Source organism: Micromonospora sp. NPDC049139, assembly GCF_055586845.1.
In genome coordinates this window covers 156,440-176,100 of the sequence record NZ_JBVJHK010000014.1, presented here as the reverse complement: position 1 = coordinate 176,100, position 19,661 = coordinate 156,440, and the positions used below count along the sequence as shown (strand labels likewise).

At 74.0% G+C, this 19,661-nt stretch carries 17 protein-coding genes; all 17 read left to right on the top strand.

The features are described from left to right. The first annotated feature begins 30 nt into the window (after positions 1-30). The gene (locus ACZ6Q9_RS22875) at positions 31-492 is read left to right on the top strand and encodes a DUF948 domain-containing protein (protein ID WP_393263810.1); all 462 of its coding nucleotides are present in this window, start codon (positions 31-33) and stop codon (positions 490-492) included. A 24-nt stretch (positions 493-516) separates the two neighbouring features. After that, positions 517-822 (top strand): hypothetical protein, encoded by a 306-nt coding sequence (locus tag ACZ6Q9_RS22870; protein ID WP_393263809.1) that lies wholly within the window; start codon positions 517-519, stop codon positions 820-822. Further along, entirely contained in the window at positions 819-3,497 is a 2,679-nt protein-coding gene (gene alaS, locus ACZ6Q9_RS22865) for an alanine--tRNA ligase (protein ID WP_396829473.1), read from the top strand. Before ACZ6Q9_RS22870 ends, alaS begins: the two co-directional genes overlap by 4 nt. Positions 3,498-3,570: 73 nt before the next feature. Further along, positions 3,571-4,032 carry a Holliday junction resolvase RuvX gene (gene ruvX, locus ACZ6Q9_RS22860; protein ID WP_350708988.1) on the top strand — a complete coding sequence of 154 codons (462 nt, stop codon included), beginning with the start codon at positions 3,571-3,573 and terminating at the stop codon, positions 4,030-4,032. Then, the gene (gene mltG / locus ACZ6Q9_RS22855) at positions 4,029-5,228 is read left to right on the top strand and encodes an endolytic transglycosylase MltG (protein WP_396829474.1); all 1,200 of its coding nucleotides are present in this window, start codon (positions 4,029-4,031) and stop codon (positions 5,226-5,228) included. Before ruvX ends, mltG begins: the two co-directional genes overlap by 4 nt. After that, a complete protein-coding gene (locus ACZ6Q9_RS22850; protein ID WP_396829475.1) occupies positions 5,228-6,052 on the top strand; it encodes a shikimate dehydrogenase in 825 nt (274 codons plus the stop codon). Before mltG ends, ACZ6Q9_RS22850 begins: the two co-directional genes overlap by 1 nt. A gap of 153 nt (positions 6,053-6,205) precedes the next feature. Continuing rightward, positions 6,206-7,906, top strand: a complete 1,701-nt coding sequence (locus tag ACZ6Q9_RS22845) for a glycosyl hydrolase (RefSeq protein WP_396829476.1) — start codon at positions 6,206-6,208, stop codon at positions 7,904-7,906. Between the two features lie 212 nt (positions 7,907-8,118). After that, positions 8,119-10,050 (top strand): hypothetical protein, encoded by a 1,932-nt coding sequence (locus ACZ6Q9_RS22840; RefSeq protein ID WP_396829525.1) that lies wholly within the window; start codon positions 8,119-8,121, stop codon positions 10,048-10,050. A gap of 92 nt (positions 10,051-10,142) precedes the next feature. Then, positions 10,143-10,694 carry an acyltransferase gene (locus ACZ6Q9_RS22835; protein ID WP_393263799.1) on the top strand — a complete coding sequence of 184 codons (552 nt, stop codon included), beginning with the start codon at positions 10,143-10,145 and terminating at the stop codon, positions 10,692-10,694. Beyond that, positions 10,687-12,297: a lipopolysaccharide biosynthesis protein gene (locus ACZ6Q9_RS22830; RefSeq protein WP_396829477.1), complete on the top strand. Its 1,611-nt coding sequence runs from the start codon at positions 10,687-10,689 to the stop codon at positions 12,295-12,297. The genes ACZ6Q9_RS22835 and ACZ6Q9_RS22830 overlap by 8 nt, the downstream gene beginning before the upstream one ends. A gap of 3 nt (positions 12,298-12,300) precedes the next feature. Beyond that, positions 12,301-13,653, top strand: coding sequence for an O-antigen ligase family protein (locus ACZ6Q9_RS22825; RefSeq protein ID WP_396829478.1), 1,353 nt, complete (start codon positions 12,301-12,303; stop codon positions 13,651-13,653). Then, positions 13,650-15,248 carry a lipopolysaccharide biosynthesis protein gene (locus ACZ6Q9_RS22820; protein WP_396829479.1) on the top strand — a complete coding sequence of 533 codons (1,599 nt, stop codon included), beginning with the start codon at positions 13,650-13,652 and terminating at the stop codon, positions 15,246-15,248. The genes ACZ6Q9_RS22825 and ACZ6Q9_RS22820 overlap by 4 nt, the downstream gene beginning before the upstream one ends. A gap of 8 nt (positions 15,249-15,256) precedes the next feature. Continuing rightward, positions 15,257-16,159, top strand: coding sequence for a sulfotransferase domain-containing protein (locus ACZ6Q9_RS22815; protein ID WP_393263850.1), 903 nt, complete (start codon positions 15,257-15,259; stop codon positions 16,157-16,159). Then, the gene (locus ACZ6Q9_RS22810; protein ID WP_393263792.1) at positions 16,156-17,430 is read left to right on the top strand and encodes a hypothetical protein; all 1,275 of its coding nucleotides are present in this window, start codon (positions 16,156-16,158) and stop codon (positions 17,428-17,430) included. The genes ACZ6Q9_RS22815 and ACZ6Q9_RS22810 overlap by 4 nt, the downstream gene beginning before the upstream one ends. A 70-nt stretch (positions 17,431-17,500) precedes the next feature. Next, positions 17,501-17,983 carry a UDP-N-acetylglucosamine--LPS N-acetylglucosamine transferase gene (locus ACZ6Q9_RS22805; RefSeq protein WP_393263790.1) on the top strand — a complete coding sequence of 161 codons (483 nt, stop codon included), beginning with the start codon at positions 17,501-17,503 and terminating at the stop codon, positions 17,981-17,983. A 74-nt stretch (positions 17,984-18,057) separates the two neighbouring features. Continuing rightward, positions 18,058-18,672: a glycosyltransferase gene (locus ACZ6Q9_RS22800; protein ID WP_357457887.1), complete on the top strand. Its 615-nt coding sequence runs from the start codon at positions 18,058-18,060 to the stop codon at positions 18,670-18,672. After that, the gene (locus ACZ6Q9_RS22795; protein ID WP_357701421.1) at positions 18,669-19,589 is read left to right on the top strand and encodes a glycosyltransferase family 2 protein; all 921 of its coding nucleotides are present in this window, start codon (positions 18,669-18,671) and stop codon (positions 19,587-19,589) included. The genes ACZ6Q9_RS22800 and ACZ6Q9_RS22795 overlap by 4 nt, the downstream gene beginning before the upstream one ends. The last annotated feature ends 72 nt before the right edge of the window (positions 19,590-19,661 follow it).

Sequence of the window (19,661 nt, the reverse complement as noted above, 5' to 3'; positions counted from 1 at the left end):
CCCCGGGACCCCTGCTTGAGGAGGACAGGCGTGGACTTTGGAGAGGTCGCGGCGCTGATCGCGGCGATCGCGTTCGCGATGCTGGTGTTGATCCTGACGCTGCCCATCCTGCGGCTGCGGCACACCGTGGACGCGACCACCCGCATGATCAACGACCTCAACGACCGCACCGCGCCGCTGCTGGGCGACGTCAACACCACGGTGAAGAACGTGAACACGACCCTGGAACAGGTGCAGACCTCCCTGGACGGGGTGAACCTGCAGCTCGCCAAGGTCGACACCATGACCAGCCACGCGCAGAACGTCACCGCCAACGTCGCGAACCTGGCCACCGTCGTCTCCGCCGCCGCCGCCAACCCGTTGGTCAAGGTGGCCGCCTTCGGCTACGGCGTGCGCAAGGCCGCCGCCGCCCGCCGGCACGCCGAGACCGAGCGCGAGGTACGCGACACCATCAAGCAGCAGCGGCGGGCCGCCAAGCGCGGCAACCGCTGACGGCACGACCAGGAGGGCTGGGGAATGAGGCGCTTGTTCTGGCTCGGCATCGGGTTGGCCGTCGGCGTGGTCGTGGTCCGCAAGGCGACCCGCACCGCGCAGTCGTACACCCCGGCCGGCATCGCCAGCACGTTGTCCGAATCCGCTGGCGGGCTGGCGGAGTCGCTGCGTAGCTTCGTGGAGGACGTCCGGATCGGGATGGCCGAGCGCGAGCAGGAGATCCACGAGGCGTTCGCCCAGGGCGAGGCGTTCGACGACCAGTTCGCCGAGTTGCGGGAGGACCCGCGCGTCGGCGACCGAGAAATCTTTCCGGAGGAACACCAGCGATGAAGACGGCGGAGATCAAGCGGCGGTACCTCGCCCACTTCGAGGCGAACGGCCATGCCGTGGTGCCGTCCGCTCCGCTGCCCGCCATCAGCGACCCGAACCTGCTGTTCGTCAACGCCGGCATGGTGCAGTTCGTCCCCTACTTCCTGGGGCAGCAGACCCCGCCGTACCGGCGGGCCGTCAGCGTGCAGAAGTGCATCCGCACGCCCGACATCGACGAGGTCGGCAAGACCAGCCGGCACGGCACGTTCTTCCAGATGAACGGCAACTTCTCCTTCGGTGACTACTTCAAGGACGGGGCGATCCCGCTCGCCTGGGACCTGGTCACCAAGTCGCAGGAGCAGGGCGGGTTCGGCCTCGACCCGGAGCGGATCTGGCCGACGGTCTACCTGGACGACGACGAGGCGTACGACATCTGGCGCTCCGTGGGCGTGCCCGCCCAGCGGATCGTGCGTCGGGGCAAGGCGGACAACTTCTGGTCGATGGGCATCCCCGGCCCGTGCGGCCCGTGCTCCGAGCTGTTCTACGACCGCGGCCCCGAGTACGGCCGCGAGGGCGGCCCGGCGGTCGACGAGGACCGCTACATGGAGTTCTGGAACCTCGTCTTCATGCAGTTCGAGCGGGGCCCGGGCACCGGCAAGGAGGACTACCCGATCCTCGGCGACCTGCCGGCGAAGAACATCGACACGGGCATGGGCCTGGAGCGGATGGCATCCATCCTCCAGGGCGTCGACAACCTCTACGAGATCGACGAGGTCCGGCCGATCCTCGACAAGGCCGCCGAGCTGACCGGCAAGCGCTACGGCGCCCGCTCCGGCCACGTCGCCAGCGAGTCGCACCCGGACGACGTCCGGCTGCGGGTGATCGCCGACCACGTGCGTACCGCGCTGATGCTGATCGGCGACGGGGTCACCCCGAGCAACGAGGGGCGCGGCTACGTGCTGCGGCGCATCATGCGGCGGGCGATCCGGGCCGTGCGGCTGCTCGGCTGGCAGGAGCGGGCGCTGCCCGAGCTGCTGCCGGTCGCCCGGGACTGCATGTCCCCGTCGTACCCGGAGCTGGCCGCCGACTTCGACCGGATCGCCGACTACGCGTACGCGGAGGAGGACGCGTTCCTGTCCACCCTGCGCGCCGGCACGACGATCCTGGACACGGCGATCGCCGAAACCCGGACGGCCGGCAAGCAGGCGCTCTCCGGTGAGAAGGCGTTCCAGCTGCACGACACGTACGGCTTCCCGATCGACCTGACCCTGGAGATCGCGGCCGAGCAGGGGCTCCAGGTCGACGCCGAGGGCTTCCGCCGGCTGATGGCCGACCAGCGGGCCCGGGCCAAGGCCGACGCCCAGGCGCGCAAGACCGGGCACACCGACCTGTCGGCGTACCGGTCGGTGCTCGACTCGGGCGGGCCGGTGACGTTCACCGGCTACAGCGAGGTGTCCCGGGAGTCGACGGTGCGGGCGGTGCTCGGCGTCGACGGCCCCCGCCAGGCGGCGGTCGAGGGCGACACGGTCGAGCTGGTGCTCGACGCCACCCCGTTCTACGCCGAGGGCGGCGGGCAGCAGCCCGACCTGGGCATGATCACGGTCGGCGGCGGCCAGGTCGAGGTGCTCGACGTGCAGCAGCCGGTGCCCGGCCTGATCGTGCACCGCGCCCGGGTGGTCCGGGGCGAGGTGCGGGCGGGGGAGACCGGCTACGCGGAGATCGACACCACCCGCCGGCGGGCCATCTCCCGGTCGCACACCGCGACCCACCTGGTGCACCAGACCATGCGCAACTTCCTCGGCGAGTCCGCGACCCAGGCCGGTTCGCTGAACGCCCCCGGGCGGCTGCGCTTCGACTTCAACACCCCCACCGGGGTGGCGCCGAGCGTGCTGCGCGACGTCGAGCAGCAGGTCAACGAGGTGCTCCTCGCCGACCTGGAGGTGCACGCCTTCGTCACCTCCCTGGAGGAGGCACGGCGGATCGGCGCGATGGCGCTGTTCGGCGAGAAGTACGGCGAGGAGGTGCGGGTCGTCGAGGTCGGCGACTACGCCCGGGAGCTGTGCGGCGGCACCCACGTTGCCCGCTCGGGCCAGCTCGGCCTGGTCAAGATCCTCTCCGAGTCGTCGATCGGCTCCGGGGTGCGCCGGGTCGAGGCGCTGGTCGGCATGGACGCCTTCCACTTCCTGGCCCGCGAGCACCTGCTGGTGTCCCGCCTCGCCGAGCTGTACCGGGTGCCCAACGACCAGGTCGCCGACCGGGTCGAGCAGACCGTGACGCAGCTGCGCGACGCCGAGAAGGAGCTGGAGAAGCTGCGCGCCCAGCTCGTGCTCGGCGGCGCGGCGGCGCTGGCGGCGCAGGCGAAGGACGTGCGCGGGGTCGCGTACGTGGGCACCGAGGCGCCGGAGGGCGCGGCCGGCAACGACGTGCGGACGCTCGCCCAGGAGATCCGGGGCAAGATCGACCCGGCGCGGCCGGCGGTCGTCGCGGTGGCGGCCCGGGCCAACGGCAAGGCGTCCCTGGTGGTCGCGGTGAACCCGGCCGCCCGCAGCCGGGGCCTGTCCGCCTCCGACCTGGTCAAGGCGGCCTTCTCCGGGCGTGGGGGCGGCAGCCCCGACCTGGCCCAGGGCGGCGGCCTGCCGGCGGCGGAAGCGCCCAACCTGCTGCTCACGGTCGAGAAGGCGATCGCCGAGGCGTGATGCGAGACCGCAGCGACCAGGGCGGACCGGAATGGTCCGTCCTGGTTCGCCGTTTCTGGGGGAGTTACCGACGGTGAGCGAGTTGTCCCACGGCGTCCGGCTCGGCGTGGACGTCGGGCAGGTCCGGGTGGGGGTGTCACGCTCCGACCCGCACGGGGTGCTGGCCACCCCGCTGGTCACCCTCGCCCGCGACCTCACGGCGGGCCCGGACGCGGTGCCGAGCGACATCGCCGAGCTCGCCGCGCTGGTGGCCGAGCACGAGGCGGTCGAGGTCGTCGTCGGCCTTCCGGTCAATCTCGCCGGCAAGCACGGTCCGGCGGCCGTCCACGCGAAGGCGTACGCTGACCGACTGGCCGATGTAATAGCGCCCGTTCCGGTGGCGCTCACCGACGAGAGGATGTCCACGGTCGTGGCGTCTCGTAGGCTTGCCGAGCGTGGTGTCCGGGGGAAACGGCAACGGGCGGTGGTCGACCAGGCTGCCGCGGTGGAGATTCTGCAGAGCTGGCTGGACGCGCAGCGGAGGCGGACGCGATGATCGACGATCTGGACCTCGGGTTCGACGAGCAGGAGCGGGGGGAGAAGGGCAAACACCGGCGCAGCGCCATGCGTAAGCGCGACGGGCGCTCCGGCGGCGGGCGGGGCAAGACCGTCCTGGCGCTGCTGCTCGCCCTGGTCCTGCTGGGCGGGATCGGGGGCGGCGCCTTCTACGGCTTCGACCGGATCCAGGGCTACTTCGTCACGCCCGACTACGACGGCGCGGGCACCGGCGAGGTGACCGTCGAGATCAAGCAGGGCGCGCTGATCGCCGACATGGCCGACGCGCTGGTCGCCGCCGACGTGGTGAAGAGCGCCAAGGCGTTCATCGAGGCCGCCGAGGCCAACTCGCGCAGCAAGAACATCCAGCCGGGCACCTACAAGCTGCGCAAGCAGATGAGCGGCGAGAGCGCGGTCACCGCGATGCTCGACCTGAAGAACCGGATCGTCAACGGGGTCACCATCCCGGAGGGCCGGACGGCGAAGAACGTCTACCAGTTGCTCTCCAAGGAGACCAAGATCCCGGTGAAGGACTTCGAGGCGGCGGCGAAGGACCCGCTCGCGCTCGGCGTGCCGGACTGGTGGTTCAAGCGCACCGACGGCAAGAAGGTCAAGCCGTCGATCGAGGGCTTCCTCTACCCCGACACCTACGAGATCCCGCCGAAGGCAACCGCCGAGACCATCTTGAAGCTGATGGTCGAGAACTTCCTCGCCGTCACCGGGGAGATGCAGTTCGCCGACCGGGTGCAGAAGGAGCGCGGCGGCATCAGCCCGTACGAGGCGCTGATCGTCGCGTCGCTGGCCCAGGCCGAGGCCGGCAACAAGGACGACCTGGGCAAGGTCGCCCGGGTGGCGTACAACCGGGTGTTCGGCGAGTTTCCCTGCAACTGCCTGGAGATGGACGTCACGGTCAACTACTACCTGGAGTCGATCGGAAGGGCGACGAAGCGCTCCGCCGACATGACTGCCGCCGAGCTCGACGACCCGAAGAACCCGTACAACCGCAAGCTGAAGGGCCTGGTGCCGACCCCGATCAACAACCCCGGCAAGCAGGCCATGGAGGGCGCGATGGACCCTCCGGACGGCAAGTGGCTCTTCTTCGTGGCGATCGACAAGGCGGGTCACTCCGAGTTCGCCGAGACCTACGCGGAGCACGAGAAGAACATGGCGAAGGCTCGGGAGGCCGGGGTCATCTGATGGCGGTCGTACGGCGGGCGGGGGTGCTCGGGAAGCCCATCGCGCACTCTCTCTCCCCGGTGATCCACAACGCCGGCTATGCGGCGGCGGGGCTGGCCGGATGGTCGTACACCCGGATCGAGTGCGCGGCGGCGGAGCTGCCGGACGTGGTCGCCGGCCTGGGCCCGGAGTGGGCCGGGCTGTCGGTGACGATGCCGGGCAAGGAGGCGGCGCTCGCGGTGGCCGACGAGGTCTCGCCGGTCGCCGCCGCCGTCGGCGCCGCCAACACGCTGGTACGCCGCCCGGACGGCTCCTGGTACGCCGACAACACGGACGTCGTCGGCATGGTCGAGGTGCTCACCGACGCCGGGGTGCGCCCCGGCGCGACGGTGACGGTGCTGGGCGCGGGCGGCACGGCGCGGGCGGCGGTGGCGGCGGCGGGGCGGCTCGGCGCCCGTGCGGTGACCGTGGTGGCCCGCCGGCCCGAGGCGGTCGAGGAGCTGCGCCCGGTGGCGCGCGCGGTCGACGTGGAGCTGGCCGGCGGGTCCTGGGCCGACGCGGCCGACCGGTGCCGCGCCGACGTGGTGGTCTCGACCGTGCCGAAGGGCGTCGCCGACCCGCTCGCGGAGACCGTCGCCTGGCGGCCGGAGACGGTGCTCTTCGACGCGCTCTACGACCCGTGGCCGACACCCCTCGCCGCGTCCGCCCAGGCCGCCGGCTGTCGGATCGTCTCCGGGCTCGACCTCCTCCTGGCCCAGGCGGTCGGCCAGTTCGAGCACTTCACGGGCGTCGCCGCGCCCCGGGCGGCGATGGCCGCCGCGCTGGCCGCCGCCCGCGCCGCCTGACCGTCCCCGCCGGCGGGGACCGTCCCCTGTGGTTCTCCAGGGCATCCTTAGGCGACGGTTAAGACGCGCTTACGTCCCGCTGTCCTGCCCACGTCACGTGGCGGTCGTGGATACGCTGCTGAGCGTCACCGCCCGAGACACAGGGAGTGTTCCTTGAGCAGGCACGGACTGCACCGCCGCGCCCGGCACCACGGCCCACGGCGCAAGGCCGTGCTGCTCGGCGTCGTCGGCGCCACCGTGGTCGCCGGCATCGCCGCCACCACGGTGCCGCTGCTGGCGGCCGACGACGTGTCGATCCGGGCGACGGCGGACACCACGGCGACGACGGTGCCGCAGGACGGCGACAACGGCGCGAAGACCACGCTGGCGACCTGCGCCGCCCGCTGCGACGGCAACCCGCGCGGGGCCCGGGAGGCGGTCATCCGGTTCGCGGTGACCAGCCTGCCGGCGTCCGCCGTCAACATCAGGGCCACGCTGCGGGTGCACGCCTGGCGGAAGTTCCCCGCGACGGTGACCGCGCACGCGTCCACCGCCGACGCCGGCGCGGCGCGCCCGGCGCCGACGCCGCCGGGCCCGGCCCTGGACGCCGTGTCCCCGGTGGCGGCGGGCTTCAACGAGTGGGACGTCTCGGCCCTGGTCAGGGGGAACGGCACCTGGACGGTCTCGCTGGCCCAGACCGGCCTGGAAACGCGGATCTACTGGGCGTCGACGGAGAACAGCAACCCCGACCTGCGCCCGCGCCTGGAGATCCGCTACGACGTCGGCACTTCGCCCACGCCGGCGGTCACCAGCGCCGCGCCCTCGCCGAGCCGGACGGTGGCGCCCACGCTCGCGCCACGGCCGACCCCCAGCGCCAGCCCGACCCGTGCCACGCCCCGCCCGTCGGCGAGCCCGTCCGGCGGCACCGGGCGGTGCGGCGAGGTGTCGGACAGGCTGGTCCCCTCGTGCGGCGCCTGGTGGGGGATGTACTCCCCGGCCGGCGCGGCCGACGGGTGGGACCACGGGGCGGCGGTCGCCGAAGTGGAGGCGCAGGTCGGGCGGAAGTTCGACATCGTGCACCGCTATCACGACTTCTCCGGCACCGGCAGCAACGGCGCGTTCCCGGACGCCTACCAGCGACAGCAGATGCGCGAGGGCCGGCTGATGTTCTTCGCCTGGGAGTCCCGCGTCTTCTCCTCCGGCACCGTGTTGACCTGGCGAGACGTCTACAGTGGCCGGTACGACGCCACCATCGACGCGGTCGCCGGGCGGATCCGCGACACCGGCGTGCCGGTCTTCATGGGCTTCGACCACGAGCCGGAGGACGAGCCGGCGAAGGGCAGCGACGCCGACTTCGTCCGCGCCTGGCGGCACGTGCACGACCGGTTCGCCGCGGCGGGCGCCCACAACGCCGTCTGGGTGTGGACGATGATGGGCTGGTCCGGCCACTACGACCGGTACGCCGCCCTCTATCCCGGCGACCGGTACGTCGACTGGGTGGGCTACGACCCGTACAACTTCCACGTCTGCAACGGCAGCACGGTGTGGAAGAGCCCCGCCACCACCATCGGCGGCTTCTACCGCTGGCTGGACGAGCACCGCCTCGGCGTCGGCAAGCCGCGGATGCTCGCCGAGTTCGGCACCAACTTCAACGCGGCCGACCCGGACGCCAAGCGGCGCTGGTTCGAGGAGTTCCCGGCGGCGCTCAGGGCGCACCCGAAGATCAAGGCCGCGATCTACTTCAACTCCGCCGGGATGACCCGCCGGACGAGCACGTGCGACATGACGATGAACCACGACGCCTCGGCGGTGGCTGGGTTCACCCGCGCCGGTCGCGACAGCTACCTGCGGCAGCCCACCGGAGGGAGCCGCTGACCGTCGGCACAGGCCGGCGGACGACCGGATGAGTCGGACATCCGACAGAACACACGGTCTGTCGCTTGCGGAGGCACTGACCGCCCAATCGGCGGATATCGCCGAGCGGGGTGGGCGAGGCACGCTACGCGGGTCTTCTTCCACCTTGGAGGCGTAGCGTGCCCGAAATCCCGCGCTTCCGGCGATCCGCCGGATTCCGCACCCGGGCGGGGGTGGTCGCGCTGGTGACCGTCGCCGCCGTGCTGGCCGTCCCCACCGGGACCTCCGCCGCCGTGGTGCCGGCCCCCGAACCGGCGACCCTGGTCTCGGCGAACCCCGCCGACGCCACCCCCCACGCCAGGGACGGCGAGACCCGCGCCTTCGCGCAGGTCGGCTCCATGGTGTACGTCGGCGGCAGCTTCACCCAGATCCGGCAGACCGCCAGCGCGGCGTGGACGACACAGCGCTACCTCTTCGCGTACGACCGGGCCACCGGGACGATCTCGACCGCCTTCCTGCCGGTGCTCGACGGCGCGGTCAACACGCTCGTCGCCGGGCCCAACGGGACGCTGATCGTCGGCGGCGCGTTCAAGACCGTCAACGGCGTCTCGCGTAAGAACCTGGTGGCGCTCGACCCGGCCACCGGCGCGATCGTCGACAGCTGGGTCGGCCGCTCCGACGGCGGCACCGTCCGCGACCTGGCCCTGCACGGCAACCACCTCTACGTGGCCGGCGCGTTCAACTGGCTCAACGGCACCGCGCACGCCGGCCTGGGTCGGCTCGACGCCACCACCGGCGCGATCGACCCGACCTTCAACGTCAACGCCACCGTCGGGCGCCACGACACCACCCCGTACGTCTGGACCATCGACGTCGCCCCCGACGGCGCCACCCTGGCCGTCGGCGGCAACTTCATGTACGTCAACGGCCTGCCGCGCAACCAGATGGCGCTGGTCGACCTCTCCGGCACGCCGACCCTGCTCGACTGGAGCACCGAGAAGTTCGTGCCGCCGTGCGCGGCGCCGGCGACCTTCGTGCACTACGTGCAGGACGTCAAGTTCGGCGCCGACAGCAGCTGGTTCGTCGTCGGCACCAACGGCGGCGCGGGCTGGCCGGCCGCGTACTGCGACGCGTTGGTGCGGTTCGAGACCGCCGCCCGGGGCACCGGCCAGCTCGGCACCTGGGTCGACTACACCGGCAACGACACCATCACCTCCGTCGAGGTCGCCGACAACGTCATCTACCTCGGCGGGCACTTCCGCTGGCTGAACAACCCGAACGCCAGCGACCGGGCCGGCGACGGCGCGATCGACCGGCTCGGCATCGCCGCCGTCACCCCGGCCACCGGCATGCCGGTGAACTGGAACCCCCGCCGCAGCGGCAGCGCGTCGATGCCGGCCGGCACCAGCAACTGGGGCTCCTCGGTGCCGGTGCTCTGGCGCGGCAGCGACGGCCTCTACTTCGGCCACAACTCCGACGGCATGGGCAACGAGTACCACGGCCGGCTCGGCATGTTCCCGCTGGCCGGCGGGCGCACCATCACCCCGAAGAACGCGCCGACCGCGACCGCCGGCAACCTCTACGTCGGCACCGGGCCCGGCGAGCTGGCGAAGGTCCCGTTCGACGGCACCGCCGTCGGCGCCCCGACCACGGTCAGCCAGCCGAACTACACGGCGGCCGGCGCCACCTGGCGGGTCGCCGACCGGATCTACTGGTCGCACACGGTCGCCGGCACCCCCACCGGCAGCCGGATCGACATCTCGATGTTCAACGGCGGCGCGATCGGCGTGCCGTGGGAGGCGTCCGGCTACAACGACTGGTTCAACCCGGCGGCGATGACCGGCGCGTTCTATCTCGACGGTCGCCTGTACTACACCCGGTCGGGCGCCAGCGGCCTCTACTACCGCTACTTCGAGATCGACGGCAACTACCTCGGCGCCACGGAGTTCACCCTGCCGACCACCGGGGTCACCTGGTCGATCGTGCGCGGCATGGCCTGGGTCGCCGGCAGGATCGTGTACGGCGCCACCGACGGGACGCTGCGCAGCGTGCCGTTCGACCCGACGGCCGCCCCGGCGGTCGACGGGACGGCGGCGACCGTCGTCGCTCCGGCGGCGGCCGGTGTGAGCTGGTCCACCCCGTCGACGTTCTTCTCCGTGCAGTGAGGGTCAACAGTTCGTAACGGACATCGGTAGATTGTTCACGTTGGGCCGGCGACGGATCAGCCGTCGCCGGCCCCGCGACGTGGGGAGGGTCGTTGGTCGGCGCGGGTGGCATCCGCCGAGGGCTCCCGGTGCGGGTCGTCTTCGCGGTCAAGCGCGGCTGGTACCGGCTGCGCTACCCCCGGTTGACCCTCGGCCGGGGCGTGGAGATCCGCGGCCGGATCCGGCTGCGCCGGGGCGTGCGGGTGAGCATCGGCGACCGCACCCGGGTGAACAAGCTGGTCCGCTTCGCCGGCCCCGGCGAGGTGACGGTCGGCGCCGACTGCCTGCTGAACGCCACCTGGATCGGCACCTGGACGTCGGTCACGATCGGCGACCGGTGCCTGCTCTCGGACTGCGAGCTGCTGGACAACGACTTCCACAACCTGCCGCCCGAGCAGCGGCACGACCCACCCGTCCCGGCCACCCGCGCCCCGATCACGATCGAGGACAACGTGTGGATCGGAGCGCACGCCCTGGTGATGAAGGGCGTGCGGATCGGCCGGGACAGTGTCGTGGGCGCCGCCACGGTGGTCCGCACGGACGTGCCGCCGCGGGTCGTGGTCGCCGGAAATCCACAACAGACGGTGAAGAAGTTCCATGACTGATGTTCCTCCCGCCTCCTGGTCCGCCGGCGTCCCCACCGGTGGCGGGGCGGGCCGCACCGTCACGCTGACCGACCTGCTCCGCGTACCGCTGCACCGGATCCGGCTGGTGGCGGCCGTCGCCGCGGTCGGCCTGGCCGCCGCGCTCGGCTACGTGCTCCTCGTCCCCGCCGCGGTGACCGCCAGCGCGGTCGTGGCGGTCCGCCCCGTCGTCACGGATGCGTTCACGCCCAGCGGGGCCAACGCCGAGCGGGCGGTGAACATGAACGTGGAGAGCGGCATCGCCACCGGCACCGAGGTGGTGCAGCGGCTCGCCGACGCCGGCGGGCTGGACCCGCGCGAGGTGCGCGACGCCCTGGAGGTGGAGGTGCCCACCGGCGGGCAGATCCTGCGCTTCGTCTACTCGGCCCCCACGGCCGAGCAGGCGGTGGAGAGTGTCAACCTGGCCGCCCGGGCCTACCTGGATGTGCGCCGGGCGATGTACGAGAAGCAGCGGGCGGAGATGCTGCGCTCGTACGACGAGAGCATCAACAAGGTGGCCGCCCAGCAGGCCGCCCTGCAGAAGCGGGTCAACAACGCCCGGGAGGGCGCCGTCGACGCGGCGGTGACCGAGCTGGCCGGCATCAACAACCAGCTCACCCAGCTCAACGCGGCGCGTACGGAGATCGCCGCCGTCGACGTCAGCCCCGGCTGGGTCACCCAGACCGCCGAGCGGGCCCTGGCCTCCTCCGCCGGGAACCGCCCGCTCTACGTGCTCGCCGGCCTGCTCGGCGGGACGCTGCTCGGCGTGGTGCTGGCGTACGCCTGGGAGTCCGTCGACCGGCGGATCCGGTCGGTGGACGACGGGCGCGACGCCACCGGCCTGCCGCTGCTCGGCACGGTGCGCAGCCGCGGGTGGCGCGGTCGCAAGGAGGCGGTCGACGCCGACATCCGGTACGTGGCGATGGCCATCGCCGAGCGGGTGCGCCAGCCCGCCCGGGTGTCGCTGCTGACCTCCCGCGAGGAGGACGCGACGGCCATCACCGCCGGCCTGGCGGTGGCGCTGGCGGCGGTCGGCCGGGAGGTCTTCGTCGCCGACGACAGCGGCCGCGCCGACCGGCTGCGCGACACGGTGCTCGCCGACCGGGAGCGGCTGCCCGCCGCGGCCGACCCGTCCCGTCCCGCCGTCCCCAAGCCCCGCCCGGCGGGCTCGGCGGACGCGGCAGCCGGCGACGCGTCCCCGCCGGCGGCCCGCCGCCCGTCGCCGCACCCGCCCGGCGCGCGCCCGTCCACCGACCCGGACGCCACGCTCACCCTGCCCCGGGTCGCCTCCTCGGCGAGCGGAGTGAACAGCCGGGTGACGGGCGCCGACCCGGTGACCGTGGGCGCGGGCAGCGTCCGGTTCGGCACCTGGCGGCAGGGCGCCGACCACAGCCTCGTGCTGTTCAACGCCCCGCCGGCCGAGTCCGACGAGCGCGGTGTCGCCGTCGCCCGGCAGGGCACGGCCGTGGTGGTGGTCGAGCGCGACCGCACCCGGCAGAACGACCTGCGCCGGCTCGTGGAGCGGCTGCGCGCCGCCGGGGTCACCCCGCTCGGCTTCGTGCTGACCCGCAGCGGCCGGGGCTGACCCGTGCCCGTCACCCGCGCGCCGGCCACGAGCGAGCCGGCCGGCGGCCCGGACGGCGCCGCCCCGCCGCCGCAGCCGCCGGCTCCGCCCCGGCTGCCGCTGTGGCCGCTGGCGGCGATGTTCGGCCTGGTGCCGCTCTGGTGGCTGACCGGCGCGTTCTATCTCGGCTGGCCGTTGCTCGGCGCGCTGCTGTTCGCGCTGCTGGTGATCCGGGGGCGGGTGCCGCTGCCCCCGGCCGCCGGGATCTGGCTGCTGTTCCTGGCCGTCGTCCTGGTCAGCGCCACCCAGCTCCAGTCGCCGGCCTCGGTGCTGACCTTCGGCCTGCGGCTCGCCTTCTACGTCACCGCGCTCGTGGTCGGCGTCTACGTCTACGCGGTCGCCCGGGAACGCGCCGACCTTGTCCCGGTGCTCGTGCCGCTCTGCGCGTTCTGGTTCGCGCTGGTCGCGCTCGGCTGGCTGGGCGTGCTGGCGCCCCGGTTCGCGCTGACCACCCCGGTGGAGGTGCTGCTCCCGGGCGGCGTGGCCGGTAACCCGTTCATCCGGGACATGGTCCACCTGAGCACCGCCGAGTACAGCGAGCGGTCACTGAACCCGATCTACCGGCCGGCCGCGCCGTTCGCGTACACGAACAACTTCGGCAGCGCGTACGCGATGACCCTGCCCTGCGTGGTCGCCTTCACCATGCTGCGCCGGCGCGGCGCGCTGCGCTGGGCGCTGTTGGCGTCGCTGCCGCTGTCGCTGGTCCCGGCCTTCCTCACGCTCAACCGGGCGATGTTCCTCAGCATCGGCGCCGGCCTCGCGGTGCTCGGCGTCCGGGCCGCCCTGCGCGGCAACGTCCGGGTGGCCGCGTCGATCGTCGGCGTGGTGGTCATCGGCGGCGTCGCCACCCTGTTCATCCCGATCGCCGAGCTGATCGGCAACCGCGTCGAGTCCAGCGACACGAACACCGACCGGCTCTCGCTCTACGTCGAGGTGATCCGCCGGGTGAAGGAGTCGCCGTGGCTCGGCTACGGCGCGCCGGTCAACGTGGACACCGTCACGGCCCAGGCGCCCATCGGCACCCAGGGGCAGCTGTGGATGGTGCTGTTCAGCCACGGCGTCCCCGCGCTGCTGTGCTTTCTCGCCTGGTTCGTCGTCGCCGCGTTGAGCTGTGCCCGCGCCACCTCGGCCGCCGGGCAGTGGCTGTCCGTGGTGCCGGTGATCTGCCTGGTGCAGATCCCGTTCTACGGCATGGCCAACCAGAACCTCGCGGTCGCCTTCTTCGCCGTCGCCTTCGCGATGGTGCTCACCGAGCGGGAGGCGTCCGCCCGACCGCACCACCTCCGCCCGGTCGGCCCGAAGGCGGTGCCGGCATGACCGCCGCCACCCGCCCGCCGGCCGGCGCCGTGGCCTCCGCCGGCGCGCCGGCCGACGACACGGAGACCCGGCGCAGCGCCCGCAGCGGGGCCGCCGGGCTGGTCGGCGCGGCCACCAGTGGCCTCTTCGGCTTCCTGCTCGCGGTCGTCATCACCCGCGGCTACGGCACGGTCGGCTCCGGCGCGTTCTTCGCCGCGATCGGCGTGGTCACCGTCGCCACCGCCGTCTGCACCCTCGGCGCCGAGACCGGGCTGATGTGGGCGCTGCCCCGCCGCCGTTCCGGCGCCGGCGGCGACGCCGCCCGGGTGCTGCCGGTGGCGCTGTTGCCGCCGCTGCTGGCCGCGGTCCTCGTCGCCGTGGCCGGGGTGCTCGCCGCGGACGCGCTCGCCCCGCGCCTGCTCGACGGATCCGACGCCGACGGTGCGGCCCTGCTGGCGGTCAGTTTCGCCGCGGTGCCGGTGGTGGTGGCGATGACGCTGCTGCTCGCCGCGCTGCGCTGCGTCCGCCCCATCCGGGCGTACGTCGGGGTGCAGTTCTTCCTGCTGCCGGTGGCGCGGCCGGTGCTGGTCGGCGCGGCGGTGCTCGCCGGCGGCGGCCTGCTCGCCGGCATGACCGGCTGGCTGGTGCCGGCGGCGCTCGCCCTGCTGGCCTGCCTGACGCTGGTCGCGGGCCCACTCGGCGTCGGCCGGGGCGCGGTGCTGCGGCCGCAGCGCGCCGACTGGTCGGCCTTCTGGCGGTTCGCCCTGCCCCGCGCCGCCTCCGCGGCGATCGACGCCGGCAACATGTGGGTGGGCGTGCTGCTCACCTCGGTGCTGGCCGGCCCGGCCGACGCCGGCGTGTTCGGCGCCGTCGGCCGCTACATTCTCGCCGGTCAACTGGCCATGCAGGGGCTGCGGGTGGCGGTGTCGCCGCAGCTGTCCCGGCTGCTCGGGCGGGGGGAGCGGGGCGCGGCGGCCGCCGTGCACCGGCAGTTGACCACCTGGGGGCTGGTGCTGTCCTGGCCGGTCTACCTGCTGCTCGCCGTCTTCGGCCTGGCGTTCCTCCAGCTCTTCGGGCCGGAGTTCACCGCCGGCGCCCACGCGATGACCGTGCTCGCGCTGGCCATGCTGGTCAACACCGGGGTCGGCAACGTGCAGAGCCTGCTGCTCATGGGCGGTCGCAGCGGCCTGCACCTGGCCGCCACGCTGGCCGGGCTGCTGGTCACCGTCTCCCTCGGCCTGTGGCTGATCCCGGCGCACGGCGCGACCGGCGCGGCCCTGGCCTGGGCGCTCGGCATCGCCACCGAGAACCTCACCGCGGCATGCTGCGCCCGGGTCGTGGTCGGCCAGCCACTGGTCGACGCGGCGATGCTGCGGGCCGGGGCGGCCACCGTCGCCGGGGTCGGGTTCGCGGCGACGGTCGGGGTGCTGGCCGGCGGGCGGGGGATCGGCGGGCTGGCGGTGGCGGTGGGGGTGCTGGCCGCCGGCTGCGTCGGCTTGCTGACGTTGCCCCGGGTGCGACGCGGCATCCGGGTGACCATGGTGCAGATCCGTGGGCGGCGGGAGGCGGCCCCGGCCGCCGCCGGGCCCGCCCCGGAGGAGTCGAAGGGCAGGTGAGGTCCGTCGTGCCGTCCATCCGTGACCGGGTGAAGCAGCTCGTCCCGACGCAGGTGACGAACCGGGTGAAGGAGTCCCTCGTCGACTACGGGGTGCGCACCAGCGACCGGCGGCCGCTGCCGGACTTCCTCATCATCGGCACCAAGCGGGGCGGCACGACGTCGCTGTGGAACTACCTCATCCAGCATCCGCTGGTGCCCCGGCTCTTCCCGGCCTGGAACACGAAGTCCGCGCACTACTTCGAGGAGCACTGGCGGCGCGGCGAGGCCTGGTATCGGTCGCACTTCCCGACGCAGCGGCAGCGGGAGGCGCTGGCGAGGCGGCACGGCGGGCCGGTCCGGGTCGGCGAGGCGGCGCCCTTGTACATGTTCCACCCCCTCGCCGCCCAGCGGGTCGCCGCGCTGATGCCGTCGGTGCGGCTGATCGTGCTGCTGCGCGACCCGGTGGAGCGGGCGTACTCGCACTGGAAGGAACGGCGGACGCACGGCATCGAGCCGCTCGACTTCGCCGCCGCGCTCGCCGCCGAGGAGGAGCGCACGGCGGGGGAGCGGGAGCGGCTGATCGCGGAGCCGGAGTACTTCAGCGAGCCGTACGACTGGTACACCTACCGCGCCCGGGGCCGCTACCTGGAGCACCTGGAGCCGTGGCTGGACCGGTTCGACCGGGAGCAGATCCTCTTCCTGCCCAGCGAGGACCTCTACCGCGACGCCCGGTCCACCTACCGCCGGACGCTGGACTTCCTCGGCCTGCCCCCGCACGACCTGCCCGACTTCAAGGTCTACAACGACCGCCGCTCGGCGCCCCTGGAGCCGGTGGTGCGCGCCGAGCTGACCGAGTACTACCGCCCGTACAACGACGCGTTGCGGCAGCGGCTGGGGCTGGACCTCGACTGGGCGGACCGGGCCGCGTGACGGCGCGGGTCGCCGCGCCGGCCGATCCCCGTTCCCGGACGGACGGGCTGGGCTGGGTCACCCGGGCGGTGTTCGGCGACGAGCGGCTCGCCCTGACCGTGGGCGGCCCCCCGCCGCCCGGCCACCGCGCCGTCGCCCGGTACGCGGTCGTCCCGTCGGTCGCCCGGGCCCGGTTCCTGCTGCCGCTCGGCGCGCCCCGGGCCACGGCCGCCTCGCTGCTGGCGTACAACGCGTTGCGCCCGTCGAAGGTGCGGGCGGTGCGGGCCGCGCTCGGCGGGTTCGCCCGGGTCGGCGCGGTCGACCTGGCCCCGTTCCCGCGGCTCACCGTGTCGCTGCCCGACGGGCTCGCCGCCGACGAGGTGCTGCTGGCGCGGCGGCTGGCCGGCGCGCTCGGCGGCCCGTCGGTGTACGCGGCCTGCGGCGTCCGCCCGCCGGACCCGAACCACAAGCCCACCCTGCAACTGTTCGACCCGGCCGGCCGGCCCCTCGGCTACGCCAAGATCGGCTGGAACGGCGCCACCCGGGCGTTGGTGACCGCCGAGGCGGCGGCCCTGCGCGAGCTGCCGGTGGTGGCCGGGACGCCCGACCACCCGGCGGCGCCCCGGCTGCTGGCCGAGGTGACCGCGGCCGGGCAGGTCATCGCGCTGGTCGAGCCGCTGCCGCCGGAGGTGCGGGGGGTGCCGGCCGGCGATCCGCCGCGGCTGGCGGCGCTGCTCGCGGTGGCCCGCCGGGGCCGCCCGCCGGCCTCGCCGCGCCCGTTGGCCGGGTCGGCCTTCCTGGCCCGGCTCGCCGCCGAGGCGCAGCGCGCCGCCGCCGGCACGCCCGACGGGGCCCGGGCGGTCGCCGCCGTGGCCGCGCTGGCCCGCCGGCACGGGGACACGGCCGTCGAGTTCGGGCACTGGCACGGCGACTGGGTGCCGTGGAACCTGGGCGTGCACGCCGGCCGGCTGGTCGCCTGGGACTGGGAGCACAGCGGGCCGGACGTGCCGCTGGGTTTCGACCTGGCGCACGACGCGTTCCAGCGCGCCCTGGTGCTGCGGGGCGAGTCGGCGGCGACGGCGGCGCGGGCCGTCGACGCGCACCTCGACCACCACGGCGGCGGGCTGGGGCTCGGGCCGGCGGCGCGCCGGCTGGTGGCCGACGGCTACCTGCTGGAGATGTGGCTGCGCACGTGGCGGCTCGCCGATGCCGGCGCGGGCTGGAACGCCGCGCTGCATCCCGCCCTGCTGGACGTCGTCGACAAACGACAGTCGCCCGGTCGTCCTATTTGACCGGCGGAAGACCTGTGATCTGCTGGCGGAGCGCCGACCGAAACTCCAAGCGAACTTTGTGGGGAGTCGCGTGGAAACGACAATCGAGGACGCCGGCGATCCCGGAGTCCTGCTCCTGGTGGGCTCCAGCGGCGGCCATCTGGCCCAACTGCTCGCCCTGCGCCCGTGGTACGAACGCTGGCGCCGCTGCTGGGTCACCTTCGACACGCCCGAGGCGGTCTCGCTGCTCGCCGGCGAGGACCTGGTCCCGGCGCACCACCCGACCACCCGCAACGTGCCGAACCTGCTGCGCAACGCCGTCCTCGCCTGGCGGGTGCTGCGGTCGCGCCGGGTCGCCGCCGTGGTGACCACCGGCGCCGGGGTCGCCGTGCCGTTCGTGGTGCTGGCCCGGCTGCGCCGCATCCCGACCGTCTACATCGAGGTGTACGACCGGATCGACACCCCGACCCTGACCGCCCGGCTCTGCCGCCCGTTCCTGTCCGCGATGCTCGTGCAGTGGGACGAGCAGCGCCGCCAGTACCCGGAGGCCACCGTCGTGGGGACCCTGCTGTGACCGCCGAGAGCACCGGAACCGCCCCCGCGCACCGGGTCGCCCCCGGCCGTCCCCGGCCGTCGCAGGCGGGCCGGGTGCCTCGACCCCGTGACCACGACGACGTCGCCCGCGCCCGGCTGCTGGTCGCTGTCGGCACCGACAAGCACCCGTTCGGCCGGCTGGTCGGCTGGCTGGAGGAGTGGCATCCCGGCGTCGCCGAGGACGTCGGCCTGACCGTCCAGCACGGACACACCCGGGCGCCCGGCGTGCCCGGGGCGGTGCCGTTCCTCGGCCACGACGAGCTCCAGACCGCCATGGCCGAGGCCGACCTGGTGGTCTGCCACGGCGGGCCGGCCACCATCCTGGAGGCCCGCCGGCACGGTCACCTGCCGATCGTGGTGCCCCGGGACCCGACGCGGGGCGAGCACGTCGACGACCACCAGCAGCTCTTCGCCCGCCGTTTGGGCGCGGCCGGCATGGTGGCGTTGGCCGAGACCCGGGAGGCGCTGTTCGCGGCGCTCACCGCGGGGCTGGCGGACCCCTCCCGGTTCGCCGTCGCGGCCGACCCGGCCGCGTCCGAGGCGCGCCGCGCCGCGGTGGAGCAGGTGGGGCGGATCGTGGAGGAACTGGTGGCCGCGTCGACCGGACGACGGCAGCGGGCGAGGTGGCGGCCGTGGGCACGGCCGGACCGGAACGGAGAACGGCGATGACCGGACACCCGAGCGTCAGCGTGGTGGTGCCGACCCGGGACCGGCCGGAGCTGCTCCGGGCCGCGGTGCGGGCGGTCCTCGACCAGGACCACCCCGGCCCGGTCGAGGTGGTGGTCGTGTACGACCGGTCCGAGCCGGACGGCTCACTGGCCGAGCTGTCCCGCCCGGACCGCCTGGTGCGGGTGATCCGCAACGAGCGCACCCCCGGCCTGGCCGGTGCCCGCAACTCGGGAATCCTGGCGGCCACCGGGGAGCTGGTCGCGTTCTGCGACGACGACGACGAGTGGCTGCCCGGCAAGCTGCGGGCCCAGGTCGAGGCGCTCGCCGCCGCCCCCGACGCGGAGTTCGTCAGCTGCGGCATCCGGGTCAGCTACGACGGGCACACCGTCGACCGGGCGCTGCCGAAGGACTCGGTCACCCTGGCCGACCTGCTGCGCGACCGGATGACCGAGCTGCACCCGTCCACCTTCCTGATCCGCGCCGCCGCGCTGCGGGACGGGTTCGGGCTGGTCGACGAGGAGATCCCGGGCAGCTACGCGGAGGACTACGAGTTCCTGCTCCGGGCCGCCCGCAGCGCGCCGCTGGTCAACCTGCGCACGCCGTACGTGCTGGTGCGCTGGCACAAGCGGTCCTACTTCGCGCAGCGCTGGGACACCATCTCCGAGGCGTTGCAGTGGCTGCTGGAGCGCTACCCGGAGTTCGGCACGCAGCCGGCCGGCGAGGCGCGGGTCGCCGGGCAGATCGCCTTCGCCCGGGCCGCCTCCGGCGACCGGCGGGGCGCGATGCGGTGGGCCCGGCACACCATCCGGCGCAACCCGCGCGAGCCGCGGGCGTACCTCGCCCTCGCCGTGGCCGGGCGGGTGGTCCGCGCCGACGCGGTGCTGCGGACCCTGCACAAGCGCGGCCGGGGCATCTGAGCCGGCGGACCGGCGACGCCGGCCCGCGCCCCGGGTCATCCAGGGTCCCGCGTCGGTGTCCCCGCCCGAGCG

Excerpts from the sequence above, each read along its gene's own strand:
- ACZ6Q9_RS22870 (WP_393263809.1), top strand. The coding sequence starts at position 517 with ATGAGGCGCTTGTTCTGGCTCGGCATCGGGTTGGCCGTCGGCGTGGTC.
- alaS (WP_396829473.1), top strand. The coding sequence starts at position 819 with ATGAAGACGGCGGAGATCAAGCGGCGGTACCTCGCCCACTTCGAGGCG.
- mltG (WP_396829474.1), top strand. The coding sequence starts at position 4,029 with ATGATCGACGATCTGGACCTCGGGTTCGACGAGCAGGAGCGGGGGGAG.
- ACZ6Q9_RS22850 (WP_396829475.1), top strand. The coding sequence starts at position 5,228 with ATGGCGGTCGTACGGCGGGCGGGGGTGCTCGGGAAGCCCATCGCGCAC.
- ACZ6Q9_RS22830 (WP_396829477.1), top strand. The coding sequence starts at position 10,687 with ATGACTGATGTTCCTCCCGCCTCCTGGTCCGCCGGCGTCCCCACCGGT.
- ACZ6Q9_RS22820 (WP_396829479.1), top strand. The coding sequence starts at position 13,650 with ATGACCGCCGCCACCCGCCCGCCGGCCGGCGCCGTGGCCTCCGCCGGC.
- ACZ6Q9_RS22795 (WP_357701421.1), top strand. The coding sequence starts at position 18,669 with ATGACCGGACACCCGAGCGTCAGCGTGGTGGTGCCGACCCGGGACCGG.